The sequence below is a fragment of the Anabaena sp. CCY 0017 genome (genome assembly GCF_963920885.1).
Lineage (GTDB): Bacteria > Cyanobacteriota > Cyanobacteriia > Cyanobacteriales > Nostocaceae > Nodularia.
Genome location: NZ_CAWUDG010000005.1, coordinates 16,584 through 33,454 on the forward strand (window position 1 = coordinate 16,584; position 16,871 = coordinate 33,454).

General features: G+C 41.2%; 15 protein-coding genes. 9 read left to right on the top strand and 6 right to left on the bottom strand.

Annotated elements, in window-relative coordinates; all coding sequences use genetic code 11:
* Positions 1-73: 73 nt before the first annotated feature.
* From ppsA to ACM0OW_RS08010, 3 genes are all read left to right on the top strand, one after another.
* Positions 74-2,533, top strand: coding sequence for a phosphoenolpyruvate synthase (gene ppsA, locus ACM0OW_RS08000; RefSeq protein ID WP_414549506.1), 2,460 nt, complete (start codon positions 74-76; stop codon positions 2,531-2,533).
* Positions 2,534-2,638: 105 nt separating this feature from the next.
* Positions 2,639-2,932, top strand: coding sequence for a hypothetical protein (locus tag ACM0OW_RS08005; RefSeq protein ID WP_414549507.1), 294 nt, complete (start codon positions 2,639-2,641; stop codon positions 2,930-2,932).
* Positions 2,910-3,098 carry a hypothetical protein gene (locus ACM0OW_RS08010; protein WP_414549508.1) on the top strand — a complete coding sequence of 63 codons (189 nt, stop codon included), beginning with the start codon at positions 2,910-2,912 and terminating at the stop codon, positions 3,096-3,098. The genes ACM0OW_RS08005 and ACM0OW_RS08010 overlap by 23 nt, the downstream gene beginning before the upstream one ends.
* On the opposite strand, the gene ACM0OW_RS08015 is transcribed toward ACM0OW_RS08010, so the two are convergent.
* Positions 3,095-3,724, bottom strand: a complete 630-nt coding sequence (locus tag ACM0OW_RS08015; RefSeq protein WP_414549509.1) for a PEP-CTERM sorting domain-containing protein — start codon at positions 3,722-3,724, stop codon at positions 3,095-3,097. The genes ACM0OW_RS08010 and ACM0OW_RS08015 overlap by 4 nt on opposite strands.
* Positions 3,725-4,668: 944 nt before the next feature.
* Here ACM0OW_RS08015 and ACM0OW_RS08020 point away from each other — a divergent pair.
* A complete protein-coding gene (locus ACM0OW_RS08020; protein ID WP_414549510.1) occupies positions 4,669-6,411 on the top strand; it encodes an ABC transporter ATP-binding protein/permease in 1,743 nt (580 codons plus the stop codon).
* A gap of 25 nt (positions 6,412-6,436) precedes the next feature.
* On the opposite strand, the gene ACM0OW_RS08025 is transcribed toward ACM0OW_RS08020, so the two are convergent.
* The gene (locus ACM0OW_RS08025) at positions 6,437-7,240 is read right to left on the bottom strand and encodes an Rpn family recombination-promoting nuclease/putative transposase (RefSeq protein WP_414549511.1); all 804 of its coding nucleotides are present in this window, start codon (positions 7,238-7,240) and stop codon (positions 6,437-6,439) included.
* Positions 7,241-7,358: 118 nt separating this feature from the next.
* Here ACM0OW_RS08025 and ACM0OW_RS08030 point away from each other — a divergent pair, with 118 nt between their 5' ends.
* Complete coding sequence (locus ACM0OW_RS08030; RefSeq protein ID WP_414549512.1) at positions 7,359-8,894, top strand: dolichyl-phosphate-mannose--protein mannosyltransferase; 1,536 nt, start codon at positions 7,359-7,361, stop codon at positions 8,892-8,894.
* 43 nt (positions 8,895-8,937) lie between these two features.
* On the opposite strand, the gene ACM0OW_RS08035 is transcribed toward ACM0OW_RS08030, so the two are convergent.
* Positions 8,938-9,426, bottom strand: a complete 489-nt coding sequence (locus tag ACM0OW_RS08035; protein ID WP_414549513.1) for a hypothetical protein — start codon at positions 9,424-9,426, stop codon at positions 8,938-8,940.
* A gap of 256 nt (positions 9,427-9,682) precedes the next feature.
* On the opposite strand from ACM0OW_RS08035, the gene ACM0OW_RS08040 reads away from it, so the two are divergent.
* Both ACM0OW_RS08040 and ACM0OW_RS08045 read left to right on the top strand, forming a co-directional pair.
* Positions 9,683-11,557, top strand: a complete 1,875-nt coding sequence (locus ACM0OW_RS08040) for a protein kinase domain-containing protein (RefSeq protein ID WP_414549514.1) — start codon at positions 9,683-9,685, stop codon at positions 11,555-11,557.
* Between the two features lie 213 nt (positions 11,558-11,770).
* The gene (locus tag ACM0OW_RS08045) at positions 11,771-12,133 is read left to right on the top strand and encodes a phage holin family protein (RefSeq protein WP_414549515.1); all 363 of its coding nucleotides are present in this window, start codon (positions 11,771-11,773) and stop codon (positions 12,131-12,133) included.
* 125 nt (positions 12,134-12,258) lie between these two features.
* Here the strand turns inward: ACM0OW_RS08045 and psb29 are convergent, their stop codons facing one another.
* On the bottom strand, positions 12,259-12,960 hold the full coding sequence (gene psb29, locus ACM0OW_RS08050) for a photosystem II biogenesis protein Psp29 (protein ID WP_414549516.1): 702 nt from the start codon (positions 12,958-12,960) through the stop codon (positions 12,259-12,261).
* Positions 12,961-13,053: 93 nt separating this feature from the next.
* Between psb29 and ACM0OW_RS08055 the strand changes: the two genes are divergently transcribed.
* Entirely contained in the window at positions 13,054-13,650 is a 597-nt protein-coding gene (locus ACM0OW_RS08055; protein ID WP_414549517.1) for a chromophore lyase CpcT/CpeT, read from the top strand.
* A 43-nt stretch (positions 13,651-13,693) separates the two neighbouring features.
* Here ACM0OW_RS08055 and ACM0OW_RS08060 read toward each other — a convergent pair whose 3' ends face one another.
* Entirely contained in the window at positions 13,694-14,062 is a 369-nt protein-coding gene (locus tag ACM0OW_RS08060; protein ID WP_414549518.1) for an STAS domain-containing protein, read from the bottom strand.
* Between the two features lie 301 nt (positions 14,063-14,363).
* Positions 14,364-15,410: an oxygen-dependent coproporphyrinogen oxidase gene (gene hemF, locus ACM0OW_RS08065; protein WP_414549519.1), complete on the bottom strand. Its 1,047-nt coding sequence runs from the start codon at positions 15,408-15,410 to the stop codon at positions 14,364-14,366.
* Positions 15,411-16,012: 602 nt separating this feature from the next.
* Between hemF and ACM0OW_RS08070 the strand changes: the two genes are divergently transcribed.
* Entirely contained in the window at positions 16,013-16,855 is an 843-nt protein-coding gene (locus ACM0OW_RS08070; protein ID WP_414549520.1) for a transposase, read from the top strand.
* Positions 16,856-16,871 lie beyond the last annotated feature (16 nt).

Below are 16,871 nucleotides of genomic sequence, written 5' to 3' on the forward strand. Positions count from 1 at the left end.
GAATTAAACATAGGGAAAATATCCTAGCAATCACCAACTGACAACCAGAGCGTCTACTTGAGAGGTAATACAGATGGTTACAGTATCTGAAAACACATTGACTCAATCTGACAAAATGCGATCGCTCATTCTCTGGTTTGATGAAGTAGGTATTGCTGATATCCCGCTAGTTGGTGGTAAAAATGCCTCACTAGGGGAAATGATTCAACAATTGACACCCCAAGGCGTTAACGTTCCCACAGGCTTTGCGACCACTGCTTACGCTTATCGGTATTTCATCGAGTCGGCTGGTTTAGAAGCCAAGTTACGCCAACTCTTTGCGGATCTAGATGTTGAGGATGTCAAAAATTTGCAGGTACGGGGCAAAAAAGCGCGATCGCTACTGATGCACACACCCTTTCCTGTAGAATTAAGGGATGCGATCGCCTCAGCGTATCTGAAACTATGCGAACAATACAACCCAGATACAGATGTTGCCGTCCGTTCTAGCGCCACAGCCGAAGACCTCCCCGACGCAAGTTTTGCTGGACAGCAAGAAAGTTACTTAAATGTTGTCAGTGTAGAAGGAGTTTTAGCAGCGTGTCATCGATGCTTTGCGTCCCTATTCACAGACCGAGCCATATCCTATCGCCACACCAAAGGATTTGATCACTTTAGCATTGCCCTCGCCGTCGGCGTACAAAAAATGGTGCGTTCTGACTTAGCCACCTCTGGAGTCATGTTTTCCATCGACACCGAAACCGGTTTTAAAGATGCTGCACTGATTACGGCCGCTTACGGTTTAGGCGAAAATGTCGTTCAGGGAACCGTCAACCCAGATGAATACTATGTTTTCAAGCCGACATTAAAAACAGGTTTCAGCCCCATTATCGATAAAAAATTGGGCAGCAAAGAACTAAAAATGATCTATGATGACGGCTCAAAATTTACAAAGAACGTCGCCGTATCCTCCACAGAACAAAGTAAATTTGCGCTCAGTGATGCAGAAATTTTACAACTAGCACATTGGGCTTGTTTAATCGAAGACCATTATGGCCAAACCCACGGTAATTACTCCCCAATGGATATCGAGTGGGCAAAAGACGGAATTACCAATCAACTTTTTATTGTCCAAGCCCGTCCTGAAACAGTCCAGTCCCAAAAAATAGCGAACATATTGCGGAGTTATCACTTCGTTAAAACAGATAAAAAAGCCAAATCCCCTCATCCCCTAGTCACTGGTCGCGCCATCGGTGAAGCCATTAGTCAAGGTCAAGTTAAGCTGATTTTAAATGTAAATAACATCGAACAGTTTCAAGCCGGGGATGTGTTGGTGACAGAAAGAACAGATCCCGACTGGGAACCAATTATGAAACGCGCCAGCGCCATTATCACCAACTCTGGGGGGCGCACCTGTCACGCAGCAATTATTGCGCGAGAATTGGGAGTACCGGCGATTGTCGGATGTAACAACGCCACAACCATCTTAAAAACTGGTCAAGAGGTCACAATTTCTTGCGCCGAGGGCGATGAAGGTAAAGTTTATCCTGGTTTGTTACCCTTTGAAGTCAAAGAAGTGCTTCTAGAAAACTTACCCCGCACTCGTACCCAAATTTTAATGAATGTGGGTAATCCCCAAGAAGCCTTGAGTTTATCTGCAATTCCCAATGATGGAGTTGGTTTAGCCCGCACAGAATTTATTATCGCCAACCAAATTCAAGTTCATCCTATGGCCTTGATTCACTTTGAGAAGCTAGAAGATGAATTTGTCAAAACCAAAATTAAACAACTTACAGCCCTTTACGATCATAAACCCCAGTATTTTGTCGATAAATTAGCCCAAGGTATAGGCAGAATTGCGGCGGCTTTTTATCCTAAACCAGTAATTGTCAGAATGTCAGATTTTAAAAGTAATGAATACGCAAATCTTTTAGGTGGTCAGCAATTTGAACCTCAAGAAGAAAACCCCATGTTGGGTTGGCGAGGTGCATCACGTTACTATGATCCAGGATATCAAGAAGCTTTTGCCCTAGAGTGTCAATCTATCAAGCGAGTGCGGGACGAAATGGGTTTGACTAACCTGATCCCGATGATTCCCTTCTGTCGCACTCCCAATGAGGGGCGTTTAGTGTTGGCGGAAATGGCCAAAAATGATTTAAAACAGGGTGTGAACAACTTGCAAGTGTATGTAATGTGCGAGTTACCCAGTAATGTGATTATGGCTGATGAGTTTGCCGAGGTGTTTGATGGCTTCTCTATTGGTTCCAATGACTTAACTCAGCTAACATTAGGCTTAGATAGGGATTCGTCCTTGGTGGCGTGGTTATTTGATGAACGCAGTCCGGCTGTGAAGCGCATGGTGACAATGGCCATAGCATCTGCGAAGAAAAATCACCGTAAAATCGGTATTTGTGGACAAGCACCCAGCGATTACCCAGAATTTGCCCAGTTTTTAGTAGAACAGGGAATTGATTCTATTAGTCTTAATCCAGATTCGGTTTTAAAAACGCTGCTGGAAATTGCCAAAGTAGAACAAAATCATGTAGATAATTAAGGGACTGGGGACTGGGGACTGAGTAGTTGACTCCTCGATCCCTGATTTCTGTGACTGCAATAAGGGGAAACTTGAAGGATCTGAGAAGATGATGAGGAGAAATTCATGTTAAGAGCAGTACAACAGATTGTTAGAGTCGGCACAGGCGGTAAAATTGAGCTAGTAGCACCAGAATGCCCTGAAGGCACAGATGTACAGGTGATTGTGCTGTTGGCAACTGCAACTCAGGTCTCAGAGTCAGAAACAGTTATATCTCCCCAAGGAGAGGAAGAGCAAATGGCAAAGCTGCGGTCATCCCTGGCAAAAATACAGAACAGGGTTCGGAAGTATGTGCCTGAAGGAGAATCTCTGGTAGACGAGTTAATCGCTGAACGCCGTGCTGAGGCTAACTGTGAATAATGTTGTTTTAGATGCTTCGGCATTAATGGCGCTAGTTAACCAAGAACCGGGACACAGTATTGTTGCCAAAAGCCGTATAGCTGTAGTCTGGATTGAAAAGGCAACGAGCAATGAAGAAAATTTGCCGCCCGTTGCACTGTCAACATCTAATTTCTCAAGCTATTAAACAGCTTTATACTGGGTACGCCGTTTGAGCATGGCTCCACCCAACGCCAAGATGCCCAATCCAAGCAAAGAGCTAGGTTCGGGAACAGTAATAGGATTTGGGTTAGGAACTGTAGTGCCACTTAAATTTAGACGAACAAACGAGTTGGAATTGTAGGATAGCCCCCGAACACTCACGGTCAATCTATCACCATCAAAAGTGACACTATCAGGTGTTATGCCCAACGTGGTGCTTGGGTCAATCAAAACATTTGTAATCTGTAAGGCGATGGGGGAAGTGAATGTGAACACATAGTTGTTCTTGAAGATATTGGAAAATCCACCAGATCCCGCGTTAGAGTAGTCTAGCTCCAGGTAATCTGCACCCGCATCGATCGCAGTATTGACAATAAAAAATCCTGGAAAGTCACCTGGATTAAATAAGCTTTGAGCATCTGGGAACTCTACTGCTGATTCGCTCACAATTGCAGACACGGGAAAGGAACTAACGAGAAGTTCACTGGTTGGAGTGCTTTGTAACTCCACGCCGACCCTCAGTTCTGAACCAACTAGAGTAAACCCCAAAGCTGAACCACCACTGACAGCAACCATTGCGGCAGAAGCAAAAAGCGGAAGTAATCTCATCATGCAGTATTTCTCCTTGGTATTATTGATGCGTCAATTAACTGAAACTAAACATAACCAAAACTAAACCTAGTACCGCAGGGCGGAAGTCAAAAAGCTGACTCTATAGGCTTTTCATTGATTGCTGATGGTTGTCTTATTTCCGCCGACTTGTACTAGGCATTATGAAAACCTCCTATCCGTAGATAATGAGACTTGGGATAATGCTGACGGGAAGACCTGCACAATAAAGAAGAAAGTCCGATTATAAATGAATAGGACTTACGCGTTATTACGCATTAACAGAATAACAAAACTTAAGTTAAATAAGCAAGATAGCTGTATTAAAAAAAATACAAATCTCAGAAATATCTCTAGGATTTACGCACTATACAAATTTCAGATTTTGTGCATTAACGGAAATAGGTCATTTCAGGCTTTTATTAATCATCCCTTGATAAATAGCGATGGGAGCAACGCGAAAATGTGAGATCGGATTTTATATCTCAATTACCAGGGCTGATTCCTAATAAACCCTGGTTGAAATTCCCTATTTTTACCTTTTCTAGGTAGCGATCGCTCAAAACTTAGGTAACTTATATTACCAAATTTCCGAACCTCACAAAATCGCGTTGCTCCCAATAGCGATCGCCTCCGGCACTGCGCTGAGTCTTTCAGACACGCTACGCGAACGCACAATCGCCTAAAAAGTGTGTAAAAATCAAGATTTAATGCCTGAAATCCATACCCCCTATTTGGTTTGTCCTGTCAATGCGTAAACCCTAGAGATATCTCTGAGACTTATATTTTTTATTAGGTTGTATAAATAAATATGTTGTTTTCTATATAATTTTATGTTATGTACGATTTCAATAACTGTAACAGGACAAGAAAAACCGAGGGGCGAATCGCATTTTATATTAAAGAAAGTTAGAGTTAGATATTCTCTTATAAAAGAATAATTAATCATGAATACAACAACAACTCCGCCCAAACGATTAGATCCTGAATTGTGGCAGAAATTTCTCAAGGTTGCCAAACCCTACTGGTTTTCAGAACAAAAATGGAAGGCTAGGGGACTATTAGGACTTTTGCTACTTTTGGCATTAGCAGTTAATGCGATTAATGTTGGTATTAGCTTTATTTTCCGCAATATTGACACTTCTCTAGCAGAATTTCCCCAAACTAAAGATGCATCAACTTTTTGGCGCTTCATTGCTATTTATGCTGGGTTGTTAGTCATTGGTACTCCCATTGTGGTTATGTATGGCTATTTGCAAGACAAATTAGGATTGCGATGGCGGGAGTGGTTGACGAATCATTTTCTCGATAAATATTTCCAAAATCGGGCTTATTACCAGATTAATTTTAATCAAAAAATTGACAACCCAGACCAGCGAATTGCTGAAGATATCAGGTCATTTACTCGCACCAGTTTATCTTTTACACTGCTGATTTTGACATCTATTATTACTTTAGTGTCTTTCACTGGAGTTTTGTTATCTATTTCAGTTTCTTTATCAGTGGCGCTGGTAATCTATGCAATTCTGGGAACAGTTGTTACGACTTGGATTGGTCAGCGATTAATTGGTATTAATTATAATCAACTTAAACGAGAAGCTGATTTTCGTTATGGATTAATTCATGTGCGAGATAATGCCGAATCTATTGCTTTTTATCAAGGTGAAACCGAAGAAATACTTCAGCTAAAACAACGTTTTATCCGCGCAATTGTTAACTTTGATTTGTTAATCAATTGGCAACGTAATTTAGGATTTTTTACGACTAGCTATAATTATTTTGTTTCTGCGTTACCTTATTTGGTGATTGCACCTATTTACTTTGCGGGTCAGACTGATTTTGGCACATTTACCCAAGCGGCGATCGCCTTCAGTCAAATTTTTAGTGCTTTATCGGTGGTGGTGGGTCAGTTTGAAAGTTTAACCGCTTTTGCAGCCGGTATTGAACGGATGGGCGACTTAGACGAAGTTCTGGATAGCACAGACCAACAGCAGCCAGGAATGAGGACTATTGATGTTACAGAAGATTCTCGGATTGAATTACGTAGTGTAACCTTATTAACTCCCAACTATGAACGCACTTTGGTACGTGATTTACCATTCAGCTTACAGGCTGGTGAGGGTTTAGTCATTGTGGGGAATAGTGGTAGTGGTAAGAGTTCTTTATTAAGAGCGATCGCCGGATTATGGAATGCTGGTACTGGTCAAATTCTCCGTCCTTCTTTATCAGACATGATGTTTTTACCCCAACGTCCTTATATGGTATTGGGTTCGCTACGGAGTCAGTTACTCTACCCCAATCCTGACAATGATATTAGTGAAAGCAAAATGCGCGATATTTTAGAAGAGGTTAATTTGGCTGAGTTACCAGAACGAGTTGGTGGCTTTGAGGTCGAGTTAGACTGGGCAAATGTCCTATCTTTAGGAGAACAACAACGCTTGGCTTTTGCGCGACTCCTGCTGAGTATGCCTAACTATGTGATTTTAGATGAAGCTACCAGTGCGCTGGATTTAGCTAATGAAAAGAACCTGTATCAACAACTAAAAGCTAAAGGCACTACATTAATTAGTGTGGGACACCGCCCTAGTTTGTTGCAGTACCATGAGTACGTGTTAGAACTCGATGGTAGCTCTAATTGGCGGTTGTTACCGATGGAGGAATACACTGTTAATTTGAATGCTTTTAGCTAATTTTCTCACATGAGTAGAGACAAAGTTATGCTTGAGTATCAGCTTGTTGACGCTGTAACTGTTGCACTACTTCCACAGATAAACCAGTAATTCGAGCGATCGCTTCAATTGTCATGTCTTCTGCTAGCAAGTTGATGGCAATTTGCTCTGCTTTCTCCTGACTACCTTCCTGTTTACCTTCCTGTCTACCTTCTTCCAAACCTTCAGTTTTAATCAATTGATAAATCACTGACTCGCGCATAATATCCTTCCTTAGTAAGCGTTGAATTACATCTTGTTTCAATACTAACCCAGCTAAAACTGCTGTGGATGCGGCCAGATTACTTTGCATTCGCAGATCACTAATATTGTTAATTTCATTAGCCACGGCTTGCAATGTATTGGTTTGATTATTCGTATTACTTAACACCGCAAATGGCAGTAATCCTGGTGTTCTCAAAAATACTTCTGTTGGTTCTTCCCATAGGCGAATTACGGTAAATTCATGGTGTAGACCATCGATACTAAATGTATTTTTATACACCTCTTCTGATTTTGTCTCAGTCAGATAAATTACTACTTGACGCATTCGTTTGTGTGGAAAGCGCCGATATACTCGTAGGCGATAGTCCGCCATCCGAAAGGGAATAGACGCATCAGGCTGGGTTTGGAATTCCAGATGTAGAACCACTTCATCTGATTGCAGTAGTATTAATGCGTCGGCGCGAATCGGTTCTAACGATAATTCTTTGGGACTTAACTCTGTGAATTCTACGGGTGTTCCCAATAGCCATGTAGCTAAGTCGGTGGAAAATGTTTCCGCGATGAACTTACAGATGTTATCAAACATGAAAATATTTTATCACCTGAAATGCCAAAAAGGTAAACAAACAAGTATGATTAACTAGAACTGCTCAGTTCTCCTTAGATAAACTTCAAATAATCAAAGGAAAATCAATTATTGACAAATGACTAAAAAGTGGTTCCAAATTGGGCTATTAGGTATCTTTCTGCTATCACTGTCCTTACGGTTTTGGGGATTAGAGCGATTTAACACGCTAGTATTTGATGAAATTTACTATGCCCAATTTGGCAATAACTATCTCACCCAGACACCATTTTTTAATGTCCATCCACCATTGAGCCAATATATTATTGGCATTGGTATTTGGATTGGCAGTCATCTGCCTTTTGGGCAAGATACGGTACATGAACTCACAGGTTCAGTGCGATCGCCTTGGAGTTATCGTTGGTTAAATGCTCTCACAGGCTCTTTCATTCCTGTAATTGTCGCTGGTATTGCCTATCAATTAAATCGCCGTTATAGCTTTGCTTTACTGGCAGGTTTCTTTACAGCTTGTGATGGTTTATTTTTAGTTGAATCTCGTTATGCTTTAAATAATATTTATACTGTCATCTTTGGTTTATTAGGGCAATGGTTTTTACTATTAGCATTAAATAACCAAAATCAACAACGTTCTTGGTGGTTAGTTCTAGCTGGTATGAGTTTTGGTGCATCAGTTGCCACTAAATGGAATGGCTTATGGTTTTTGTTAGGTGCTTATTTTATTTGGATAGCAGCTTATATCATTCAGGGAATCCAATCTTTTCCTGATACTCCAATTTTCCTGATATCTCCGGTAACACTAATCAAAAAAAGCCAAATATTTTTTAGTAATTGGTACTGTAAATGGGTTTATTTAAATAAAAAATCTTCAAAAATTGCCGTTCAGACACCATTACAGAATCTGACGCAAATCAAAGCTGGGCAAATGCTATTTTATTTAGGAATTATCCCAGCTATAATATACAGCATTATCTGGATTCCTCATCTCCAGCTAGATAGAAGATATGGATTTATTGCAGTACATCAGAAAATTTTAAGCTATCACCTCCAAATAGGTGGAAACATTACGAATGTGCATCCTTACTGTGCTGCATGGTATAAATGGCCGTTAATGAATCGACCAATTGCCTATTATTACCAAACGACTGAAAGTGTTAATCAACCATTGTCTGGATTGCAGCCTTCTTTACCTACGGAAACAGGAAAAATTATTTATGATATCCACGCAATGGGCAATCCTTTTTTGTGGTGGTTTGGTGTCGCCGCTATTTTGTTTTTAGCAGCAATGCTGGTATTACAATTGGTGATTCCTTGGTGGCAACAAAAGCGTTTTTCTTTACCTGTAAATCTTGCTGTTGATACTTGGATTGCCCTATACTTAGTTTTAAATTATGCTGCTAATTTATTACCTTGGGTAAGAGTTACAAGGTGCGTTTTTATATACCACTATATGAGTGCTGTGGTATTTGTATTTTTAGCGATCGCCTGGTTTGTAGATCAGTGTCTTAGCAGTTATTACCGAGCCATTCGAGCCGTAGGTGTTACCATAACATTCCTGATTTTAGCCGCCTTCATTTTTTGGATGCCTCTATATTTAGGTTTACCACTATCGCCTGAAGGTTTCAAAATCCGAATGTGGTTTAACACTTGGATATGAGAGGGTGTTTGCAAAGTTTTGGGCGAATATAAATAAAACAACGTTAATCCTCCGGTAAATTGGCAAATGCCTGTCCAACTAAATCCTTAGTCTTATCTTCCAAACATTGCCAATCCACCTCACCAGCCTCATCAATTAAACTAGTATCAATATTTGCTGCTTCACTGACAGCAGAGTAATTTAAAAAACACACCTGATAACAAATTTCCCACAAATCTATACTTACCTGATGCTGTTGACGTTGCAAACGCAGATGATATCCTGGATGGGGCATTGGCAAATCAGCGAGAGTCGCTCTAATTTCATCTGCCTGTTCTAAGGTCGCAGTTTCCATTTCTTGCAACAACTGAGTTACCAAAGTTTTCATTTCATCAGTGGTGTTAGCTGGCCAAATCAGAACATCGTGGTAAGTTCCCTTCCAAGTAGACGTGTCAAGATGCTTGCGAATATTATCGACAACACGAATAAACGCAGGTTGCATGAGGAGTTCAGCCTGCCGCCATGCGACAGGATTAGTTATTCTAGGTGGCATTGGTACTAAACAGGGACACTAAATGACAAAATAAACAGTCTAAGTTATTAAAAAGCTAATTTTTTAGTTTAAATCTTTATCTCAAGATAGCGGATTTCATTCAAGAAAATTTGGAGATACTTATTACCAGCAAAATAATTACAGCTATTTTCAGGTAAATAGACCACGTGGTAGAGGCGCAAGGCCTTGCGCCCCTACCACAGATGTGGTTCAAATACATAAAAACTGTTATAAGTAATAACTCTGAGGGGAAAATATGATCGGCAAGCTACTAGACCATCGTTACCAAGTGATTCGAGTCCTAGCTCAAGGGGGATTTGGTCAAACCTATATTGCTCAAGATACCAGGCGGCCAGGCAACCCCGTCTGCGTTGTTAAGCACCTCAAGCCGGCAACTTCTGACCCCAGAGTATTTGAGACAGCCAAGCGTTTATTTAACAGCGAAGCTGAAACGTTAGAAAATTTAGGCAATCATGACCAGATACCCCGGTTGCTGGCTTACTTTGATGAAAATCAAGAATTCTATTTAGTCCAAGAATTTATTGCCGGACAAACTCTAGCTGAGGAACTCATACCCGGTCAGCCTTGGAGTGAAAGCCAAGTCTTGCAACTGTTGCAAGGAGTTTTAGAAATCCTAGTGTTTGTTCACAGCCAAGGCGTGATTCACCGTGATATTAAGCCAGATAACATTATCCGTCGCGCCTGTGATCAGAAATTAGTGTTAGTCGATTTTGGGGCAGTCAAGCAATTAAGATTACCAATGGTAACAGTTGGCGGGCAACCTACAGCTACAGTTGCCATTGGGACTCCCGGCTATATGCCTACCGAACAAGGGCAAGGTAAACCCCGCCCCAATAGTGATATTTATTCGCTGGGCATTATTGCAATTCAAGCGCTCACAGGAGTTCCCGCAGCTGAATTACAAGAAGACCCCAATACAGGAGAACTCCTTTGGCAGCATTTAGTAAACGTGAACTATCGGTTGGCAGCACTGTTAACCAAGATGGTGCATTATCACTTCAAAGACCGCTACCAAAGTGCAGCAGAAGCGCTGCAAGCTTGTATCAGCACAACTAAACCGATATTTGCACCTGCCACACCTCCAGAAATTCCTCAGAATCAGCACTACCAAGCTACTAAGTCTTTATCTCAAGTATCCACAAACAAAACCGTTGCAGTAGCGCCAGCAAATCCTGTGGCTGCTAAACCAGTCCGTCAAGAATCTTCTAAAATTGACCCGTGGCCGTTCTTAATTGGTTTATTTTTAGCTAGTGGGGCGGCGGCTTTAGCCACAAATGTCTATCCAAATATCAGGAATTTAGCTGCTAATTTTACGGGTAATAATACCGCAACGGACAAGTGCTTGGCTGTGGTGGCAGGTAATTCTAATGTTCGTTCTCAACCTAGCTCGATTAATTCTGATACTGTTTTGCAAACGGTGAGTAAAAATACTGGGTTTGAAGTCACTGGCAAGCGCACAAAACAGGGTTGGGTAGAAGTTAAAACCAACTCTGGTGGTTTGGCTTGGGCGCATCTGGATGTAATTAGCAATAATGAACAGTGGGTTTCTTGTCTACGAGACAAAGGCATTGCTATTAATACAGTAGATGATCGTAATTTGATTGCAGCTCGACCGATTCCTCAACCCAAACCCCAACCCAAACCACAACCTACGCCAGAACCAGCAGATACACCAAATCAATCAGAGTCTAGTGATGATAGTGAAAAAATTATCGCAGAAGCTAAACAGAAGTATGAATCAGGAGATTTACGCGGCGCGATCGCTCTACTGCGTTCTATTCCTAATCATGCTTCTTCTGGCTTGAAAGAGACAGTTGCCATGATTAATCAGTGGCAAAAAGATTGGGCTAAGGCTGAGGAGTTATTTGATGACATCAATCAGGCAATAGACAAGGGTGAATGGGACAAAGTTTTAGATTATAAAAATCATGCCGAAAAGTTTCCCAATACTCAATACTGGCGTAACAAAATCCAACTTTTATTTCAAGAAGCTGATGCAAATTTAAAAAAACAGGCATCACCTACAGTAGAAAATCAGCATCAATCCCAATCAGAAATTCCCAATGCTGAAGAAGCATCTGCAACAGAGGTTAATGGTAGCAATGAGTAACAAACCGTATGATTTGGACGTTATTTAATTTCAATTCCTGGTATCATCTTGTATTTTCTAGGTTGAGGCTAAACCTAAAGATATACGGAATAAATTCTATTTAGATAAAAATATCTGTTAATTTACAAATAATTGGTTAAGCTTCAAAAATTTCTTTATCGTCAGACTTAGTAATTTAGCGCCAATCACCATTCGCGTTTCAAGGTTTGTGGCATGAATATTGTGACGCTTTTAATTGTTTGGGTAGTAACATCTATCAGCTTGTTGATTATTAGTAAGCTGCCCTTGGGAGTTGAAGTTGACTCTCCCCAAAAAGCCTTTTTTGCGGCAGCAGTTCTCGGTATTGTCACAGCAGTAGTAAGACCAATTTTAAGCCTCATATTTACATTACCTGACTTACTTACCTTTGACTTATTATCGAGCATTTTCACATTTATGATTGCCGTTGTGTGTTTTAGTATCGCGGCTTGGTTAGTCGAAGGGTTTCGCCTACGTTTTGGGATCTGGAGTGCTGTATTAGGAGCTTTTGCTCTGACTATCATCAACAGCCTGCTCTACAAATTGTTAGGCGTTTAAATAATTATTAATTCGTAGTTCGTAATTCGTAATTAATTCAGGTTACAACTCCTCAATCTATTTATGGAAAAAAGTTTATTTTTTCCGTCGATAACAATTACGAATTACGAGTTATCAATTAAGAATTATTCAGTTGGGGGAGCAACTGGGGTAGTTGTTTGTTGTTGACGCTGTTCGCGCTTTTTGCGATCAGCTGAGAGCATATCAGCCATAACTACTAGAGCTTGAGCCATCTTTTCTAGGTTAGAACTGTATAGTTCCAAATCCTTGCTGAGTTTTTCATCAGAGAGATGTAAGCCAGCCGCAATAGCTTTGAATGCTTCAGTGCGTTGCTTTTCATCCTTGACAAATTCCGGATCGGACTGTTCTAACAACGTGAATAAACCAACTGCAAATAAGCGGCTGTATTTAAACTCAGGATTGTTAGCGATCGCTTGCAATTGTACCTGCAAGTCAGGATCTCGATCTAAATGGGTGGTTTGGCTTAACCAGTCAATTAAATCACTTACTGGTAGGTTTTGAGCCAAAGCTTGTAGCCGTTCAGCATCCTGGCGGTAGCGTTGCGGATCTTGCTCTAAAGCCTGACATAAGGACTGGAAAATTGATTCCTGATCCTGTTGTGGTAGGTAGCCTTCCATAAAGCGGTCAAAGCTTGTGACGACACCCAAGGCATAAATTGGATTGTAGGTAAAACCGCTATTGACTGATAGTAGATGCATTTCTACCATTAACTCTTCTACCACCCGACGATAAATCGTGTTAATTGGCCGGGTGTGAAGGGAGTAAAAAGCTCGCTTTGTATCTGAAACAGTACGGACGTTATTCACAAATAAAATGTTAAGAATGTTAAGGGCGACGTTATTATATTTTGTCGCGTAAAGGCTACTTTGCCAAGTTAAGGTTTCCGATCAGTGTCATCTATGAGTTTTGCGCCAAATTTAATTGCCCTGGGTAAGTATTTAGCTGGTAAGTTTGATAATCGAGAACAAGCTTTGGCAGATTCCGCTTGGTTTGTCCATCTCCATCTTTGGCAAAGACCAGTCAATCTGTTTACAGAAGACAGTATCACCTTGTTTGCCGAGCAAGCTAATATTGTCAATTTAGACCATCCCTATCGCCAACGTATTATGCGGTTGATGCCGGGGCGCGGCTCTGATGCACCCTTGCAGGTACAATACTATATGTTCAAAGATCCCAGTGCTTTCAGCGGTGCAGGACATAATCCGGCTTTACTCAAAACATTGACGGTGGATCAATTAGATTTACTACCAGGCTGCATTCTCACAGTTAGTCAACAAACACTAGCTGCAAACAGCTATAAGTTTACGGCTACTCAACCTCCAAATAGTCGTTGCTGCTTTACTTATCTCAACAAGATTGTCCAAGTTTCTTTGGGATTTGAAGCCACAGACGCAGAATTTAACAGCTACGATAAAGGAATTGACGCGGATACTGGGAAAGCAACCTGGGGAGCAATTTTAGGGCCGTACCGCTACACCAAGCGAGAACCATATTGACACTCAGCAGACGCGATTAATCGCGTCTCTACGCAGTATTGTGCTAACTAACCATACTACGGGGTACACCTTCTAAAGCTTCCTCTTCGGTTTCAAAGATTTCAAATACTGTATCCATCATTGTTACTTCAAATACGAGTTTTGCTTCTGGATGTACATTACAGATGCGGAAACTGCCCTTGACTTTATCAGCATCACGCATCCCCGCTACCAGGGACGTGAGACCAGAACTATCAATAAAATTTACCTGTCCCAGATTGACAACAACATGGTGACTGAGTTTAGAAATACATTCTTGTAACTTCAGCCGAAATTGCCAAGCTGTTGTGATATCTAAGCGTCCTGCTGGTGTTAAGACAATAACGGTATTGTCGTCTTGGGTTGTATACGTGGTTTGTTCTATTTGAATCACTAAGCCTCCCCGTGGCACTAATTTAAATGTATAGCCGTAGTCATATCAGTTAGGACAATGCTAATCGCTCAAAAGCTTGAAGCAAATCGGTTCCTACTCAAAACTCAGCACTCGGTGTAGGGGCGGGTTTACTAAGGATTTCGACGAACCGCAGACTGACTGCTTAAACCCGCCCCTACCCACTCAGCACTTAGCACTCATTGCAGCATTGGACATTTCCTGAGCTTTGGCTTTACGTCTCCGTGATGTCATATCGGTGACATTTAGTAGTTTAACTCACCACAACACTGATGAGTAGCTTTTAAGCGCTGGGTGTCCAATTTATCCAATCTTGAGGTTTGAGGAAGGTTTCATACAGCTCGGCTTCTGGAGTATTGGGTTCTGGTTTATAACCGTATTCCCAGCGCACCAAGGGTGGTAAGGACATCAAAATAGATTCTGTGCGTCCGTTGGTTTGGAGTCCAAAAAGCGTGCCTCGGTCATAAACCAAGTTAAATTCTACATATCGACCGCGACGATACAGTTGGAAATTCCGTTCGCGATCGCCATATTCGAGTTCATGTCGCCGTTCCACAATTGGCACATAAGCGGGCAAAAATGCTGCGCCACAGTCTTGGACAAAAGCAAACAATTCTTCCCAAGTGCGTGGTGCTGGTTTTCCTACCTGGTTGCTGTATCCCGCCGCCGCCCCATGAGGATCTGTACCACCATACAAACCACTGTCACTATGTTGATAATCAAAAAATAGACCACCAACCCCTCGTGTCTCATTCCGATGCTTGAGGTAGAAATATTCATCACACCAGCGCTTAAACACTGGATAATATTCTGGGTTATGCTTGTCGCAAGCCTGCTTCAGCGTTTGATGTAAATGTTTAGCATCTTCGGCAAAAGGATAATAGGGTGTCAAGTCAACACCACCGCCAAACCACCAAACTGGCCCAGCTTCAAAATAGCGATAATTCAGATGGACGGTAGGCACATAAGGATTGCGTGGGTGTAACACCATTGAAGTGCCAGTCACATAAAAGCTGTGTCCTTCGGCATCTGGTCGTTGGGCTAAAATAGAAGGAGGCAGACGATCGCCCCAAACTTCTGAAAAACCTACACCTGCTTGTTCAAAGACTGCTCCATCACGTAATATGCGCGATCGCCCACCACCACCTTCTGGGCGTTCCCAACCATCTTCGTTAAACTTACTTACACCATCTAGTTCCGTCAACTGTTGAGAAATTTCATCTTGCAAACGTTGCATAAACTGACGAACCCTAGTCTTACCGTCAGTCGGTGGTAAAAACTCAGATGATGATGCTGCGGCTACAGTTGGTGTTTGTGAGTTAGTCAACATAGATTCCCAAACCTAAATTACAATTTTCAAAAAGCCACAAATTAATTAATTTAAACATTTGTGGGTAATACTAGCGAATAATTAGGCTGAATTTGCCTAATTTACTTTTTTCTTACTTGTGAGCATTTACGCCATTGATGGGTATGGCTAAAGTTATTTTCCCTCAAATGCGTATAGGCTTGTATATTGAGCGAGTTTTATTTGTACTTCTTGATATAAACATTCTGGTATCAATACCAGACTCTCGTGAATTAGTCTAGTCAGCGTTCTCTACTTTGAGACCTGGAGCAGGTATTGCAAAACTTTAAACAAAATCTAGTCTAGTATATTCAGATATAGTGTAAAACCCAGTCCTGATGAAATTGTCTGACTTATGCAAAAACCTTGGGGATTTCGTACCTGAGAGCTTGGCGACATTACAAAGCAGGTAAAATACCATACCCAACACAGCAACTTCCCACAGTCACCGTAATTGTTGATTACGACCCAAAAAAGATGCCAGGGGGTGCTGTGAGAGTGGCGATTTATGCTCCCGGTATCAAGTGCTGAAAATAAAGATAACTTGGATTGATATACTAATTTCATTGCCAACATTGATCAATATGCATCAAGTCGAAAAGCACATAATCAAGTATGGACATGAATGGTTTAATTATTGCACTGACATTAGCACTATTTCCCGACAGCTTTACAACACGGCTCAATTCACCCAACGTCAAGGTTTTTTCTACAGATGGGGGACTCAAACACAAGCAAGCTTAGACACTTTATTTAAACAAAACCAGAACTATAAATCAATGCCGGCCAAAGTAGCCCAACTGGTTTTGAAACAGAATGCAGATGGGTGGATTGCTTACTACAAAGCATTGTCAGCCTATAAAATTGATTCAAGTAAGTTCACCGGTAGACCAAAGCCACCCAATTATGTTGAGGATAAAAACCTAGTTAAGTTCAATAATCAAGCAATTGGTAAACGGGAATTTGCTAAGGGTTGCATTGTGCCATCAATGTCGCCAATCAGGATTCCGGTAAAACCTGGACTAAAGTGGCAGGACTTGTGTGAAGTAAGGATTATTCCCAAAACCGGATGCTTTGTGATCGAAGTAGTTTATGAAATTCCCGAAACATCAGACTTCTTTTGTAGCTTAAATCCTGGGTTGAATGCGGCGATAGATATTGGTTTAGACAATCTAGCGACGATTGTTTTTAACGACCTAGAGATACAGCCAATTATTGTGAATGGCAAGCCATTAAAATCAGTAAACCAGTTTTACAACAAGCAGGTGGCGTTTTTTCGTTCCGTTCTACCTAATGTCCACAGGAAATCGCGGCGAATTGCAAATATAGTTCGTAACCGGAATCATTTTGTAGATTCATATCTACATCAATCCACAAAATTTGACTATGTGATTTGGAACTATTGTAATCGAGGGTACTCACTATAGCAGAGTGATCAACAAG

Coding starts and splice junctions, on each gene's coding strand:
- ppsA (WP_414549506.1), top strand. CDS start 74: ATGGTTACAGTATCTGAAAACACATTGACTCAATCTGACAAAATGCGA.
- ACM0OW_RS08005 (WP_414549507.1), top strand. CDS start 2,639: ATGTTAAGAGCAGTACAACAGATTGTTAGAGTCGGCACAGGCGGTAAA.
- ACM0OW_RS08015 (WP_414549509.1), bottom strand. CDS start 3,724: ATGATGAGATTACTTCCGCTTTTTGCTTCTGCCGCAATGGTTGCTGTC.
- ACM0OW_RS08020 (WP_414549510.1), top strand. CDS start 4,669: ATGAATACAACAACAACTCCGCCCAAACGATTAGATCCTGAATTGTGG.
- ACM0OW_RS08025 (WP_414549511.1), bottom strand. CDS start 7,240: ATGTTTGATAACATCTGTAAGTTCATCGCGGAAACATTTTCCACCGAC.
- ACM0OW_RS08030 (WP_414549512.1), top strand. CDS start 7,359: ATGACTAAAAAGTGGTTCCAAATTGGGCTATTAGGTATCTTTCTGCTA.
- ACM0OW_RS08035 (WP_414549513.1), bottom strand. CDS start 9,426: ATGCCACCTAGAATAACTAATCCTGTCGCATGGCGGCAGGCTGAACTC.
- ACM0OW_RS08040 (WP_414549514.1), top strand. CDS start 9,683: ATGATCGGCAAGCTACTAGACCATCGTTACCAAGTGATTCGAGTCCTA.
- ACM0OW_RS08045 (WP_414549515.1), top strand. CDS start 11,771: ATGAATATTGTGACGCTTTTAATTGTTTGGGTAGTAACATCTATCAGC.
- ACM0OW_RS08055 (WP_414549517.1), top strand. CDS start 13,054: ATGAGTTTTGCGCCAAATTTAATTGCCCTGGGTAAGTATTTAGCTGGT.
- hemF (WP_414549519.1), bottom strand. CDS start 15,410: ATGTTGACTAACTCACAAACACCAACTGTAGCCGCAGCATCATCATCT.
- ACM0OW_RS08070 (WP_414549520.1), top strand. CDS start 16,013: ATGCATCAAGTCGAAAAGCACATAATCAAGTATGGACATGAATGGTTT.